Annotated in this window: 11 protein-coding genes; 9 read left to right on the top strand and 2 right to left on the bottom strand. The window is 53.4% G+C overall.

Annotation, left to right across the window (positions count from 1 at the left end):
- The first annotated feature begins 104 nt into the window (after positions 1-104).
- The 9 genes from nuoG to elaB all read left to right on the top strand — a co-directional run bounded on the left by nuoG (position 105) and on the right by elaB (position 10,747).
- Positions 105-2,831, top strand: coding sequence for an NADH-quinone oxidoreductase subunit NuoG (nuoG, locus tag EIP93_RS14990; RefSeq protein WP_103862161.1), 2,727 nt, complete (start codon positions 105-107; stop codon positions 2,829-2,831).
- On the top strand, positions 2,828-3,802 hold the full coding sequence (gene nuoH / locus EIP93_RS14985; RefSeq protein ID WP_010278889.1) for an NADH-quinone oxidoreductase subunit NuoH: 975 nt from the start codon (positions 2,828-2,830) through the stop codon (positions 3,800-3,802). Before nuoG ends, nuoH begins: the two co-directional genes overlap by 4 nt.
- A gap of 17 nt (positions 3,803-3,819) precedes the next feature.
- Positions 3,820-4,362 (top strand): NADH-quinone oxidoreductase subunit NuoI, encoded by a 543-nt coding sequence (nuoI, locus tag EIP93_RS14980; RefSeq protein WP_010278884.1) that lies wholly within the window; start codon positions 3,820-3,822, stop codon positions 4,360-4,362.
- Between the two features lie 9 nt (positions 4,363-4,371).
- Positions 4,372-4,932, top strand: a complete 561-nt coding sequence (nuoJ, locus tag EIP93_RS14975; RefSeq protein WP_095700048.1) for an NADH-quinone oxidoreductase subunit J — start codon at positions 4,372-4,374, stop codon at positions 4,930-4,932.
- The gene (nuoK, locus tag EIP93_RS14970) at positions 4,929-5,231 is read left to right on the top strand and encodes an NADH-quinone oxidoreductase subunit NuoK (protein WP_005969835.1); all 303 of its coding nucleotides are present in this window, start codon (positions 4,929-4,931) and stop codon (positions 5,229-5,231) included. Before nuoJ ends, nuoK begins: the two co-directional genes overlap by 4 nt.
- Positions 5,228-7,075, top strand: a complete 1,848-nt coding sequence (gene nuoL / locus EIP93_RS14965) for an NADH-quinone oxidoreductase subunit L (RefSeq protein ID WP_102117730.1) — start codon at positions 5,228-5,230, stop codon at positions 7,073-7,075. The genes nuoK and nuoL overlap by 4 nt, the downstream gene beginning before the upstream one ends.
- Positions 7,076-7,175: 100 nt before the next feature.
- The gene (gene nuoM / locus EIP93_RS14960; protein ID WP_039484058.1) at positions 7,176-8,711 is read left to right on the top strand and encodes an NADH-quinone oxidoreductase subunit M; all 1,536 of its coding nucleotides are present in this window, start codon (positions 7,176-7,178) and stop codon (positions 8,709-8,711) included.
- Positions 8,712-8,717: 6 nt separating this feature from the next.
- Entirely contained in the window at positions 8,718-10,175 is a 1,458-nt protein-coding gene (nuoN, locus tag EIP93_RS14955) for an NADH-quinone oxidoreductase subunit NuoN (RefSeq protein WP_010295367.1), read from the top strand.
- 260 nt (positions 10,176-10,435) lie between these two features.
- Positions 10,436-10,747 carry a stress response protein ElaB gene (gene elaB / locus EIP93_RS14950; protein WP_039484060.1) on the top strand — a complete coding sequence of 104 codons (312 nt, stop codon included), beginning with the start codon at positions 10,436-10,438 and terminating at the stop codon, positions 10,745-10,747.
- 153 nt (positions 10,748-10,900) lie between these two features.
- Here the strand turns inward: elaB and treC are convergent, their stop codons facing one another.
- Positions 10,901-12,592 (bottom strand): alpha,alpha-phosphotrehalase, encoded by a 1,692-nt coding sequence (treC, locus tag EIP93_RS14945; protein ID WP_125233350.1) that lies wholly within the window; start codon positions 12,590-12,592, stop codon positions 10,901-10,903.
- Between the two features lie 76 nt (positions 12,593-12,668).
- On the bottom strand, positions 12,669-14,087 hold the full coding sequence (gene treB, locus EIP93_RS14940) for a PTS trehalose transporter subunit IIBC (RefSeq protein WP_119158437.1): 1,419 nt from the start codon (positions 14,085-14,087) through the stop codon (positions 12,669-12,671).
- Between the last annotated feature and the right edge of the window lie 150 nt (positions 14,088-14,237).

The raw sequence follows: 14,237 nt of genomic DNA, 5'->3' as shown, positions 1-14,237 counted from the left end.
CAAGGCGCAGGTAGCCAACGCATTTGCGACTTGAAAGATGAGGGTATACAGAATTTTTGATTAGCGCTCGTGGTAACACGGGCCATTATGGAAGCATGCTGACTATGGCTACTATTCATGTAGACGGCAAAGAGTATGAAGTAAACGGAGCAGACAACCTTCTGGAAGCTTGCCTGACTCTGGGACTTGATATTCCTTACTTTTGCTGGCACCCCGCGCTCGGGAGCGTCGGATCCTGCCGCCTCTGTGCGGTAAAACAGTACCAAAACGCGGAAGACACCCGCGGTCGTCTGGTGATGTCTTGTATGACACCAGCAACCGAAGGAACGTTCATCGCGATTGAAGATGAAGAAGCGAAACTATTCCGTAAGACGATAGTTGAGTTTCTGATGACCAACCACCCGCACGATTGTCCGGTGTGCGAGGAAGGCGGTAACTGTCATTTGCAGGATATGACGGTTATGACGGGGCAGAACTTCCGTCGCTATCGCTTTACCAAGCGTACCCACCGCAATCAGGATCTCGGGCCGTTCATTTCTCATGAGATGAACCGCTGTATCGCGTGCTATCGCTGCGTGCGTTACTACAAAGATTATGCGGATGGTAAAGATCTCGGCGTTTACGGTGCACATGACAACGTCTACTTCGGTCGTCCGGAAGATGGCACGCTGGAAAGCGAGTTCTCCGGTAACCTGGTTGAAGTGTGTCCGACCGGTGTCTTCACCGATAAAACGCACTCTGAGCGCTACAACCGTAAATGGGATATGCAGTTTGCACCGAGCGTCTGCCAACAGTGCAGCATCGGCTGTAATACCAGCCCCGGTGAACGCTACGGCGAACTGCGTCGTATCGAAAACCGTTTCAACGGTAGCGTAAACCACTATTTCCTGTGTGACCGCGGCCGTTTTGGTTACGGCTATGTCAACCAGAAAGATCGTCCGAATCAGCCGTTGCAACGTCGTGGTAATGACTGGATCGCGCTGAATGCCGATCAGGCATTGCAAGGTGCGGCGGATGTGCTGCGTCAGGCGAAGAAAACGATCGGTATCGGTTCACCGCGTGCCAGCGTTGAAAGCAACTTCGCCTTGCGTGAGCTGGTGGGTGCAGAAAACTTCTACACCGGTATCGCGCAGGAAGAACAAAATCGTCTGCAACTGATCCTGAAAGTGCTGCGCGAAAGCGGTGTGAGAACACCAGCGCTGCGTGAGATCGAAGGCTACGATGCGGTTCTGATTCTGGGTGAAGACTTGACGCAGACCGGTGCACGTATCGCACTGGCCGTTCGTCAGGCCGTTAAAGGCAAAGCCCGTGAAATGGCGGCAGCGCAGAAAGTGGCTGACTGGCAGATTGCGGCGATCATGAACATTGGTCAGCATGCCAAGCACCCGCTGTTTGTCACCAACGTCGACAACACCCGTCTGGACGACATCGCTGCATGGAACTACCGTGCGCCAGTTGCCGATCAGGCACGTCTTGGTTTCGCTATTGCACACGGTCTGGATAGCAGCGCACCGGCAGTTACCGATCTGGCTGCGGGCCTCGATCAGAAAGTCGATATCATCGTACAGGCGCTGGCCGGTGCGAAAAAACCACTCATCATCTCCGGCACCAATTCAGGTAGCGAGGAAGTGATCTCCGCTGCGGCAAACGTTGCCAAAGCGCTGAAGAATCGCGGTTCTGACGTCGGTATTACCTTTGTTGCACCTGCTGCTAACAGCATCGGGTTGTCAATCATGGGTGGCGGTTCGTTGGATGACGCGCTGGCGCAGTTGGAAAACGGCGACGCTGACAGTGTGGTGGTTCTGGAGAACGATCTCTACCGCCATGCCCCAATCGCTCGCGTTGACGCGGCGCTGGAAAAAGTTGAGAACCTGATTGTGGTTGACCATCAGCGTACTCGTATCATGGATAAGGCCAGCATCATTCTGTCTGCCGCCAGCTTTGCTGAAAGCGACGGTACGTTGGTGAATCAGGAAGGCCGCGCTCAGCGCTTCTTCCAGGTTTATGACCCAACGTACTACAACGACAAGATTGTGATGTTGGAAAGCTGGCGCTGGCTGCACTCGCTGTATATCACCTATAACAGCCGTCAGGTTGACTGGACGCAGTTGGATAACGTGATTGATGCCTGTGTTGCTGCTCTGCCGCAGTTGGCTGCAATCAAAGATGCCGCACCGGACGCGTCGTTCCGTATTCGTGGTCAGAAACTGTCGCGTTCACCGATTCGCTCCAGCGGTCGTACGGCGATGCGTGCCAATATCAGCGTGCATGAACCGCGTCAGCCCGTCGATAAAGACACCATGTTTGCCTTCTCAATGGAAGGGAACAACAGCCCGACAGCCAATCGTCAGCAGATTCCGTTTGCCTGGGCGCCAGGTTGGAACTCACCGCAAGCCTGGAACAAATTCCAGGACGAAGTGGGTGGACATTTGCGTCATGGCGATCCAGGTGTGCGTATGATCGAAGCTGGCGAAGGTTCACTGGCGTATTTCGACAACATTCCTGCGGCCTTCGTCCCACAAGCAGGTCAATGGCGCGTTGCGCCGTATTATCACCTGTTTGGCAGTGATGAAATGTCACAGCGTTCTGATGTGATTCAGCAGCGTATGCCTGAGCCTTATGTGATGGTGAACCCGGCTGATGCGGCAACGCTGGGCGTGAACGCTGGTACGTTGCTGGAGTTGACATGTGCAGGACAAACGCTACGTCTGCCACTGCGCTTAAGTGCGGCATTGAGTCAGGGACAGGTTGGTTTACCGCTGGGCTTACCGGGCATTGCGCCGGTGCTGGCGGGTGCAACCGTTGAAAATCTGCGGGAGGCCGCACAATGAGTTGGTTAACACCGGAATTAATCGAGATTCTGATCTCCGTCGGAAAAGCGATCGTGATTCTGCTGGTTGTGGTGACCTGTGGCGCATTCATGAGTATGGGTGAACGTCGACTGCTCGGCCTCTTCCAGGGACGTTATGGACCGAACCGGGTAGGTTGGGGCGGTTCATTGCAGCTTGTCGCTGACATGATCAAAATGTTCTTCAAAGAAGACTGGGTGCCGAATTTCACCGATAAGGTGATCTTCACACTGGCACCGATGATCGCGTTTACGTCAATGCTGATTGCCTTTGCGATTGTGCCGATCACGCCAACCTGGGGTGTCGCCGATCTGAACATCGGTATCCTGTTCTTCCTGATGATGGCGGGTTTGGCCGTTTACGCCGTGCTGTTTGCCGGTTGGGCGAGTAACAACAAATACTCGCTGCTGGGTGCGGTACGTGCTTCTGCTCAGACCGTAAGCTACGAAGTGTTCATCGGCCTGTCGCTGATGGGGGTTGTCGCGCAAGCGGGCTCGTTCAACATGCGCGACATCGTCGATTCTCAAGAACACCTGTGGAACGTTATTCCGCAGTTCTTCGGCTTTATTACGTTTGCCATCGCAGGCGTGGCGGTGTGTCACCGTCACCCGTTTGACCAGCCTGAAGCTGAACAGGAACTGGCAGATGGTTACCACATTGAATACTCCGGTATGAAATTCGGTCTGTTCTTTGTGGGGGAATATATCGGGATCGTGACTGTTTCCGCGCTGATGGTGACCTTATTCTTCGGTGGCTGGCATGGTCCAATCCTGCCTCCGTTTGTCTGGTTTGCGCTGAAAACAGGCTTTTTCATGATGATGTTCATCCTGATTCGTGCTTCGTTACCCCGTCCGCGTTATGACCAGGTGATGTCTTTCGGTTGGAAAGTCTGTCTGCCGATAACGCTTTTGAATCTGCTGGCGACAGCGGCCGTCATTTTGTACAACGCTTAAGAAGGGGTGAATAAACCATGACATTGAAAGAGTTAGTGGTTGGTTTCGGCACCCAGATACGCAGTATCTGTATGGTGGGATCGAATGCTTTTAAGAAGCGCGAAACCAGAATGTATCCAGAAGAGCCTGTGAATCCACCGCCGCGCTACCGTGGTCGTATCGTGCTGACGCGCGATCCAGATGGTGAAGAGCGTTGCGTTGCCTGCAACCTGTGTGCGGTGGCCTGTCCGGTCGGCTGTATCTCATTGCAGAAAGCGGAAACCAAAGATGGTCGCTGGTATCCAGAGTTCTTCCGCGTCAACTTCTCGCGCTGCATTTTCTGTGGCTTCTGTGAAGAAGCCTGCCCGACAACCGCGATCCAGCTGACGCCGGATTTCGAGATGGGCGACTACAAACGTCAGGATCTGGTGTACGAGAAAGAAGATCTGCTGATATCGGGGCCGGGTAAATATCCGGAATATAATTTCTACCGGATGGCTGGTATGGCAATCGATGGGAAAGACAAAGGCGAAGCTGAAAACGAAGCCAAACCCATTGATGTCAAAGGCCTGTTGCCCTAAGGAGCTAGCATGGAATTCGCTTTTTATACCACAGGCTTGATTGCGATACTGGCGACACTGCGCGTCATTACGCATACCAATCCTGTGCATGCATTGTTGTATATGGTCACCTCGCTCATGGCGATTGCGGGCGTATTTTTCTCGCTGGGGGCTAATTTTGCCGGCGCGCTGAGCATCATCGTGTATGCGGGTGCCATCATGGTGCTGTTTGTGTTCGTGGTCATGATGCTCAACCTCGGTAATTCCGTAGAAGAACAAGAGCGGAATTGGCTGAAACCCAGCGTCTGGATCGGTCCTAGCATTCTTTCACTGGCGTTACTGGTGATTGTCGTCAATGCCATTCTTAGCCTGAAAGATCAGGGCATCACGGGTACGCCTGTTGAGGCGAAAGCCGTGGGTATCAGCCTGTTTGGGCCTTATGTTCTGGCCGTTGAATTGGCATCAATGCTGCTGCTGGCGGGATTGGTTGTCGCTTTCCACATTGGTCGTGAAGATAAACGTGGTGACGTTGTCAATAAAGAAGGCGCGAACCAGGACGTTGAGAAGAAAATAACGGGGGAACGCGCATGATTCCGTTACAACATGGGTTAATTTTAGCCGCTATCCTGTTTGTTCTGGGACTGACTGGTCTGTTGATTCGTCGTAACCTGCTGTTTATGTTGATCAGTCTTGAAATTATGATCAACGCTGCCGCGCTGGCCTTTGTCGTCGCAGGCAGTTACTGGCAGCAGCCGGATGGTCAGGTGATGTACATTCTGGCGATTACGCTGGCAGCGGCTGAGGCCAGTATTGGTCTGGCTCTGTTACTGCAAATGTATCGTCGTCGTCAGACCCTGAATATTGATACAGTCAGTGAGATGCGCGGATGAACTTACTCTATTTAACAATACTCTTCCCGCTGCTCGGCTTTCTGTTGCTGGCATTTTCCCGCGGTCGCTGGTCTGAAAATACGTCCGCGACCGTCGGTGTTGGCTCGATTGGTCTGGCAGCGTTGGTTACCGCTTGGGTTGTGGCTGATTTCATGGGTCAACAGCACGGCGGCGTGACCTTCTTTAATCAACATCTGTGGACATGGATGGCCGTCGGCAACTTCGACATCAGCGTCACGCTGACGCTTGATGGCCTTTCGGTGACGATGCTGTCCGTTGTAACGGGTGTCGGCTTCTTTATCCACCTGTTTGCCTCCTGGTACATGCGTGGGGAAGAGGGATATTCCCGCTTCTTCGCCTACACCAACCTGTTCATCGCGAGTATGGTCGTTCTGGTACTGGCAGATAACCTGTTGTTGATGTACCTCGGTTGGGAAGGGGTAGGGCTGTGCAGTTACCTGCTGATTGGTTTCTACTACACCAATCCGAAGAACGGCGCGGCGGCGATGAAAGCTTTCATCGTTACGCGTGTGGGTGACGTCTTCCTCGCCTTTGCGCTGTTCATCCTTTACAAAGAGCTGGGTACGCTTAACTTCCGCGAGCTGATGGTGTTGGCACCGCAGAAACTGGCTGAAGGCTCACCGGAAATCACCTGGGCTACGCTGATGTTGCTGGGTGGTGCGGTCGGTAAATCGGCACAGCTGCCGCTGCAAACCTGGCTGGCAGATGCAATGGCTGGTCCGACACCAGTATCTGCACTGATCCATGCCGCCACGATGGTTACCGCGGGTGTTTACCTGATTGCGCGTACCAACGGCCTGTTCCTGATGGCCCCGGATGTTCTGCATCTGGTAGGGATTGTGGGTGCAGTCACGCTGGTGCTGGCGGGTTTTGCCGCTCTGGTACAAACCGACATCAAGCGCGTCTTGGCCTACTCCACCATGAGCCAGATTGGTTACATGTTTCTGGCGCTGGGAGTCCAGGCATGGGATGCCGCGATTTTCCACCTGATGACGCACGCGTTCTTTAAAGCGCTGCTGTTCCTCTCTTCTGGTTCGGTGATTCTGGCCTGCCACCACGAGCAGAACATCTTCAAGATGGGCGGCCTGCGTAAAACGATTCCGCTGGTTTATGTCTGCTTCCTGGTCGGGGGCGCGGCGCTGGCTGCACTGCCGCTGGTTACCGCAGGCTTCTTCAGTAAAGACGAGATTCTGGCTGGCGCATGGGCAAATGGTCACGTCAATCTGATGGTGGCTGGCTTGGCCGGTGCTTTCATGACCTCGCTGTATACGTTCCGTATGATTTTCATCGTGTTCCACGGTGAAGAGAAAACCAAAGCGCATGCAGGAAAAGGCATTTCTCACCACTTACCGCTGGTTGTGCTGATGATTCTGTCCACCTTTATTGGTGCGATGATTGTTCCGCCGTTGCACGGTGTATTGCCGGCGACGACTGAGCTTGAACACGGTCAGTTGATGACGCTGGAAATTACCTCTGGCGTGGTGGCGATTGCCGGTATTCTGCTTGCCGCTGTGCTGTGGCTGGGTAAACGTCAGGCGGTGAATAGCATCGCGAAGAGTGCTCCAGGTCGTTTCTTCTCGACCTGGTGGTTCCACGCGTGGGGCTTCGACTGGTTGTACGACCATGTCTTTGTTAAACCGTATCTGGCTATCGCGAAGCTGTTGCAGCGTGATCCGTTAAATGCATTGATGACGCTTCCGGCTACAATTACCCGTTGGGGTAACCGTGGGCTGGCGCTCAGTGCGAATGGTCAATTGCGCTGGTACGTTGCTTCAATGGGCTTTGGTGCCGTGCTGGTGCTGGCCTTGTTACTGCTGGTCTAAGGCAGTATCCGGTAACGTATAAAAGGTAGGGCATTCCGCTGATAGGGATGCCCGCCACGGCAAGTTTTCAGATTTCTTTAATTTAGGGACACAAAACGCCATGCTACTACCTTGGCTAATTCTTCTCCCCTTTATCGGCGGTCTGCTGTGCTGGCAGTTAGAGCGTTTTGGTACGAAAGTACCGCGCTGGATAGCGTTGATTGCAATGGGGCTGACACTCGCACTGTCTCTGCAACTGTGGTTGCAAGGCGGTTATTCGCTGACCGCACCAACAGGCGTACCACAATGGCAATCTGAGTTTTATGTGCCATGGATCCCGCGCTTCGGCATCGGCATCCATCTTGCGCTGGACGGCCTGTCACTGCTGATGGTGGTGCTGACTGGGTTGCTGGGCGTGTTGGCAATCCTCTGTTCCTGGAATGAAATTCAGCGCTATCAGGGCTTCTTCCACCTGAACCTGCTGTGGATTCTGGGCGGCGTTATCGGCGTGTTCCTTGCCATCGACATGTTCCTGTTCTTCTTTTTCTGGGAAATGATGCTGGTACCAATGTACTTCCTGATTGCGCTGTGGGGGCATAAAGGCTCCGACGGTAAAACCAGAATTACGGCGGCAACCAAGTTCTTCATCTATACCCAGTCAAGCGGACTGATCATGTTGATCGCGATTCTGGCGCTGGTCTTTGTGCATCACAATGCCACTGGCGTTTGGACGTTCAACTATGAAGACCTGCTGAAGACGCCGATGTCATACGGTGTTGAATATCTGCTGATGCTGGGTTTCTTCATCGCGTTTGCGGTAAAAATGCCTGTCGTGCCGTTGCACGGCTGGCTGCCGGATGCACACAGCCAGGCGCCAACGGCGGGTTCTGTTGACCTTGCAGGGATCCTGTTGAAAACAGCGGCATATGGCCTGCTGCGTTTCAGTCTGCCGCTGTTCCCGAATGCCTCCCATGCCTTTGCACCGATTGCCATGTGGCTGGGTGTGATTGGTATCTTCTACGGTGCCTGGTTGGCGTTCAAACAGACGGATATCAAACGCCTGATTGCTTACACCTCTGTGTCCCACATGGGCTTCGTGATGATTGCCATCTATTCCGGTAATCAACTGGCTTATCAGGGCGCGGTAATTCAGATGATTGCGCACGGCTTGTCCGCTGCGGGTCTGTTCATTCTGTGTGGTCAACTGTACGAACGTCTGCATACCCGTGACATGCGTGAAATGGGTGGCCTGTGGTCGCGCTTGAAGTTCCTGCCTGCGCTGTCTCTGTTCTTTGCTGTGGCAACCTTGGGGATGCCGGGCACAGGTAACTTTGTCGGCGAATTCATGATTCTGTTCGGCAGCTATCAGGTTGTGCCAGTGATTACGGTGATCTCAACCTTCGGTCTGGTATTCGCGTCAGTCTACTCACTGATCATGATTCAGCGTGCTTATTACGGTACGCCTAAATCTGATGAACCATTGAAGAGTATGTCGCTCCGCGAATTGTCTATCGTGATGCTGCTGGTGGTATTACTGGTGTTGTTAGGGGTTTACCCGCAACCGATTCTGGATACCTCCAGTGCCGCGATGTCAAATATCCAGCAGTGGTTTATGTCGTCTGCTCCAGATTCAATTATTTCAACAACAAGGCCGTAATTCGCCATGACAATAACTCTTCAACAACTAATTGCGCTATCGCCGCTGTTGATCGTCGGATTGACGGTAGTGGTTGTGATGCTGTGCATTGCGTGGCGACGCAACCATTTTGTCAACGCAACCATGACGGTTATCGGCCTGAATATTGCGTTGCTGTCACTGTACTTTGTTGGTCAGGTTGGCCCAACGGACGTGACGCCGCTGCTGCGTGTTGATGGCTTCTCGATGTTCTATACCGGACTGGTTCTGCTTGCCAGTCTGGCTACCAGCACGTTTGCCTATCCGTGGCTGCAAGGCTACCCAGACAATCGTGATGAGTTCTACCTGCTGGTTCTCATTGCCGCGTTGGGTGGGATTCTGCTGTCGAGCGCCAACCATCTGGCTTCGCTGTTCATCGGGATTGAACTGCTTTCTCTCCCGCTGTTTGGTCTGGTCGGCTATGCCTTCCGCCTGAAACGTTCGCTGGAAGCCAGTATTAAATACATGCTGCTGTCTGCGGCTGCGTCTTCCTTCCTGCTGTTTGGTATGGCGCTGATTTATGCTGAATCAGGCGATATGAGCTTTGCCAGCCTTGGTAAGAGCCTGAGCGATCACCAAATCCATGAGCCGCTGTTGCTGGCAGGTCTGGGGATGATGATTGTCGGTCTTGGCTTCAAGCTGTCTCTGGTTCCGTTCCAGCTGTGGACGCCTGATGTGTATCAGGGTGCACCTGCGCCTGTGTCTACGTTTCTGGCGACGGCCGGTAAAATTGCCGTTTTCGGCGCAGTCATGCGTTTGTTCCTGTACGCGCCAATGGCTGACAGCGAGTCCGTCAGAATCGTGCTGGGTGTCATCGCGTTTGCGTCGATCCTGTTCGGTAACGTGATGGCGGTATCGCAAACCAACATCAAACGTCTGCTCGGTTACTCTTCCATCGCGCACTTGGGCTATTTGCTGGTTGCCCTGATCGCGGTTCAGAGCCATCAACTGGCGCTGGAAACCGTCGGTGTTTATCTGGTGGGTTACCTGTTCAGCAGCCTGGGCGCGTTCGGTGTGGTTAGCCTGATGTCTAGCCCGTACCGTGGCCCGGATGCCGATTCACTGTTCTCTTACCGTGGTTTGTTCTGGCATAAACCGATCCTGTCTGCGGTGATGACTGTGATGATGCTGTCGCTGGCGGGCATCCCGATGACGCTGGGCTTCTTCGGCAAATTCTATGTGCTGGCGGTCGGTGTTAATGCTGAACTGTGGTGGCTGACTGGTGCGGTCGTGCTGGGTAGTGCCATTGGTCTGTACTACTATCTGCGCGTGATGGTGAGTTTGTTCCTGAATGCGCCGCAGGTGTTGCAGCGTGATACGCCAAACAACTGGGCTTTAACTGCGGGTGGTGTGGTCGTGCTGATCTCCTCCATCGCCGTACTGTTCTTTGGTTTGTATCCGCAGCCGCTTATCTCTCTGGTGCAATTGGCGCAGCCAATGATGTAACCACTGACGAGAGTCTGCTTGAGTAATGAAACGCCGTTGATGAGAATCAACGGCGTTTTTTATGGCGAGCTTCCTGCTCGCCACCCTTCGGGCCGTCGCAAGCGACGTTGAAAAACTCTGCCAGCGTTTTTTTATGGAAGCAAAATACGTTTTAGGAATGATCTGGTCTGTTGCAGCCGTAGAAGTCGCACAAACTTGTCTATAGTTAAGAAGGCAACGATTTATAACTAATGACTTTTCATAACAGAAGGGAGCACTTTATGGCAGCGACAAAAAAACAGCCTGAAGATATTCGTGTCGATGATGATTTAAAACTTCTGTCTGAAACGCTGGACGAGGTATTGCGCTATACAGGCGATCAGGCAGACCAAGCCTATCTTGATTTGAAGAAGGGCGCGGAAAAAGCGCTGCTGGAAGTCAAAGCCCGCATTGGTGTGACTGACAGTTATTATGCGCGCGCCAAGCAGGTGGCCGACAAAGCCGATGTTTATGTGCATGACAAACCCTGGCACGGTATCGGTATTGGTGCCACAGTCGGTCTGGTGTTGGGATTGCTGCTGGCTAAGCGCTAGTTCCTTCTACACTGGACTGAGTCAAAATCGCTCTATCGCTCAGTAACGATGAGCAGGATAGGGCGGATTTCCGAGTAAATCATGTCATCCGAATGGATTGTGTGAAACACCTGACAATGTAGCGGGGTTACCCGCTACATCTCACGATATCCTCTAGCCCTGAATCTTATCCTCTTTCTCTGGCATTCCTTGTACCCAATAGATAGCTTCAAACGGGCGTAGCGCCAGTATGGCGGGCTGAGGCTGTGCATCAGAGTAATTACTGAATAACAGTCTCCAGCGGCGGTCATGGGTATCAATCGGAGGCTGCCAGCGCTGAGTCTGTTTGCTGAGATTTGCCAGAACCAAAAGCCGCTGTCCCTCCCAGAGACGCTGATAGCACCAGACGTTAGGGTGATCGGGTAACAAATCCTGATAGTCTCCATACGTCAGCAGCGGAAGCGCTTTACGCATAGCAATAAGCTGCTGGTAGGTATAGAAAACGGAGTCTTTATCCGCCAGCGCCTGTGCCGCGTTGATGTGGTCGACATTCTGGCATGGGGTTATCCAGGGCGCGCCGGTCGTAAACCCAGCATGATGGCTGTCATCCCACTGCATCGGCGTGCGGCCGTTATCGCGTGATTTGCGGGCGAGGATTGCTAAGATCTGTTCGTCCGGCTGACCCCGTTCGCGCTGTTCAGCACACTGATTCAGGCTTTCAATATCGCGGTATTGCGCAATCTGCGTATAGCCGGGATTGGTCATGCCCAGTTCTTCACCCTGATAGATATAGGGCGTGCCCTGCATACCGTGAAGCACCATCGCCAGCATCTTGGCGGATTGCACACGGAATTCGCCTTCGTCACCAAAGCGCGATACGATGCGTGGCTGATCGTGATTACACCAGAACAGCGCATTCCAGGCATGGTTATGCATCCCCTGCTGCCAGTGATTAAATATCTGCTTGAGCTGGATAAAATCAGGTGCCGCCAGCGTCCATTTCTCCCCATTTGGATAATCGACTTTCAGATGATGGAAATTGAACGTCATGGAGAGTTCATTGCCGTCCAGCGCGGCGTAGCGGCGGCAGTGCTCCAGCGAGGTTGATGACATCTCACCGACGGTCATCAAGCCACGGGGTTGAAAAACATCCCGGCTGAACTCCTGTAGGTAATCATGAATCAGGGGGCCATCGGTATAGAAACGGCGTCCATCGCCCTGAGCATCAGACGGGAAATCCTGCTGCTTGGAAACCAGATTGATGACATCCAGCCGCAGTCCGTCCACACCTTTATCCGCCCAAAATGCACAGACCTGCTTTAATTCATCCCGTACGCGCGGATGTTCCCAATTCAGGTCGGCCTGTTCAGTGGCGAAAAGATGCAGATAGTACTGTTTGCTTTCTTCGTGCCACTGCCAGGCCGAGCCGCCAAATTTTGAACGCCAATTATTAGGTAGCGCTCCGTCATTACCATCACGCCAGATATAAAAATGACGGTACGGACTACGGCGATCCTGTGCGTTCTGGAACCAGTGGTGTTGCGTAGAGGTGTGGTTGAACACCATGTCCATCACGACACGGATACGGCGCTGATGCGCTTCCGCGATCAACGTTTCCATATCGGCCATCGTGCCATAGGCTGGGTCGATGGCGCAGTAGTCGGCGACGTCATAGCCGTTGTCAACCTGAGGAGAGAGGTAAACCGGTGTTAGCCAGATCGCATCGACGCCCAGCTGTTGCAGGTAATCGAGCCGGGCGGTGATGCCAGCGATGTCGCCAATGCCATTGCCGGTACTGTCCTGAAAGCTCTTCGGGTAGATTTGATAAATTACGCCGTTTTGCCACCAGGGAAGCGAGGCGTTCATGGTCATGAGGTCGCTCCTTTATTACAGTGGGCCGTGCAAGCACAGCCTGAGTTGAGACAATAATTATATGCCACCGCTATGTAGGATCGAGTGTGCCATTGCGGGTTTTGCGTTTATAGACCAGCGATGTCAATACAATCGGAATGACGGTGGCAACCAGCGTGGCAAGGGCGAAGATTCCCCAAAACTGTGGCTTGATGGAGAGAATACCCGGTAGCCCACCTACGCCGATGCCATTTGCCGTTACGCCGTACAGCCCGCAGATGAGTGCAGCCGCAGCGGAGCCGATCATGGCGCACAGCATCGGAAAGCGGTATTTCAGGTTGATACCGTACATGGCGGGTTCGGTCACGCCAAGAAAGGCGGAAATCGCCGCAGGGACAGAAATTTCGCGTTCGTTGGTTTTCCGGCTGACGAGAATCACCCCGACGACGGCAGCCGCCTGTGCAATGTTGGACAGTGCGATGAGCGGCCAGACGGGGGTGCCGCCCATGCTTTGAATCATCTGCATATCAATCGCTAACGTTGTTTGGTGCACGCCCGTGATGACCAGCGGCGCATACAGGAACCCAAACAGTGCGGCGCCAATGGGAGCGAAGCTGCCTGTCATTACCGCCTTAACGGCCCAGGCGACGCCATCGCCAATCATACGACCAAAGGGACCAATCAACGTGTGTGCCAGGAAAACGGCCAGAATGAGCGAGGTTACGGGCACGACCACCAGATAGAGGTAATCCGGCACGATTTTTTTCAGCCGCGTTTCGATCAGGGCCAGCGCCATCCCGGCCAAGACGGACGGAATGACCTGTGCCTGATAGCCTATCTTCTCGATCGTGAACCAGCCGAAATTCCACACTTCAGGCGTTTGTTGGCCGATAAGATAGGCGTTCATTAACTGTGGCGATACCAGCGTGATACCGAGCACGATGCCGAGGATGGGCGTGCCGCCCATTTTGCGTACGGTTGACCAGCAGACCGCAACGGGAAGATAGAAGAAGATAGCTTCGCCCAGCAGCCAGAGGAAATCGTAGATGGTTTGCCAGGTCGGGTAGAGCTGTACCAGCGTTTGCCCGTCGCGCATCGGAATATCGCCAATTACGTTACGTGCGCCGAGGATCAAGCCCCCGCTGATGAGTGCGGGAAGCAGCGGAAAAAAGATCTCTGCAAAATGTGAAATGCTGCGTTCAAACCAACTCATGTTCTGGCGAGCGGCGACTTTGGCTTCTTCTTTATTAATCTCGCCTTTTCCCGTGGTGGCGAGCAGCGCTTTGTAATACTCATCCACGTTGGTGCCGATCACGACCTGAAATTGTCCGGCGTTGGTAAAACACCCTTTAACAATACGCAGCTCTTCAATGTTCTTGGGATGGGCTTTGGATGAGTCGTGCAAGACGAAGCGGAGACGAGTAATGCAGTGCGTGACCGCCGCGATGTTCTCACGCCCGCCGACCAGTTCGATCAGACGGTCAATATCCTGTTGCTTAACTTTACTCATAGTCATGTCCTTTTTATCTTTTTGCGCAGACGTCGGGGACGCGAAGCAAGTACAGCCAGAGAAAAGCATAGTCTGTTAACGGTGGTTTTGCCGTGAAAGGAAAACGCATTGAGCTGTTTTTAAAAGAGAATGTTCAGGCATGCGGTGTGC

The sequence above is a fragment of the Pectobacterium versatile genome (assembly GCF_003932035.1).
GTDB lineage: Bacteria > Pseudomonadota > Gammaproteobacteria > Enterobacterales > Enterobacteriaceae > Pectobacterium > Pectobacterium versatile.
The sequence above is the reverse complement of the archived record's forward strand: the minus strand, read 5'-3'. Positions and strand labels throughout refer to the sequence as shown.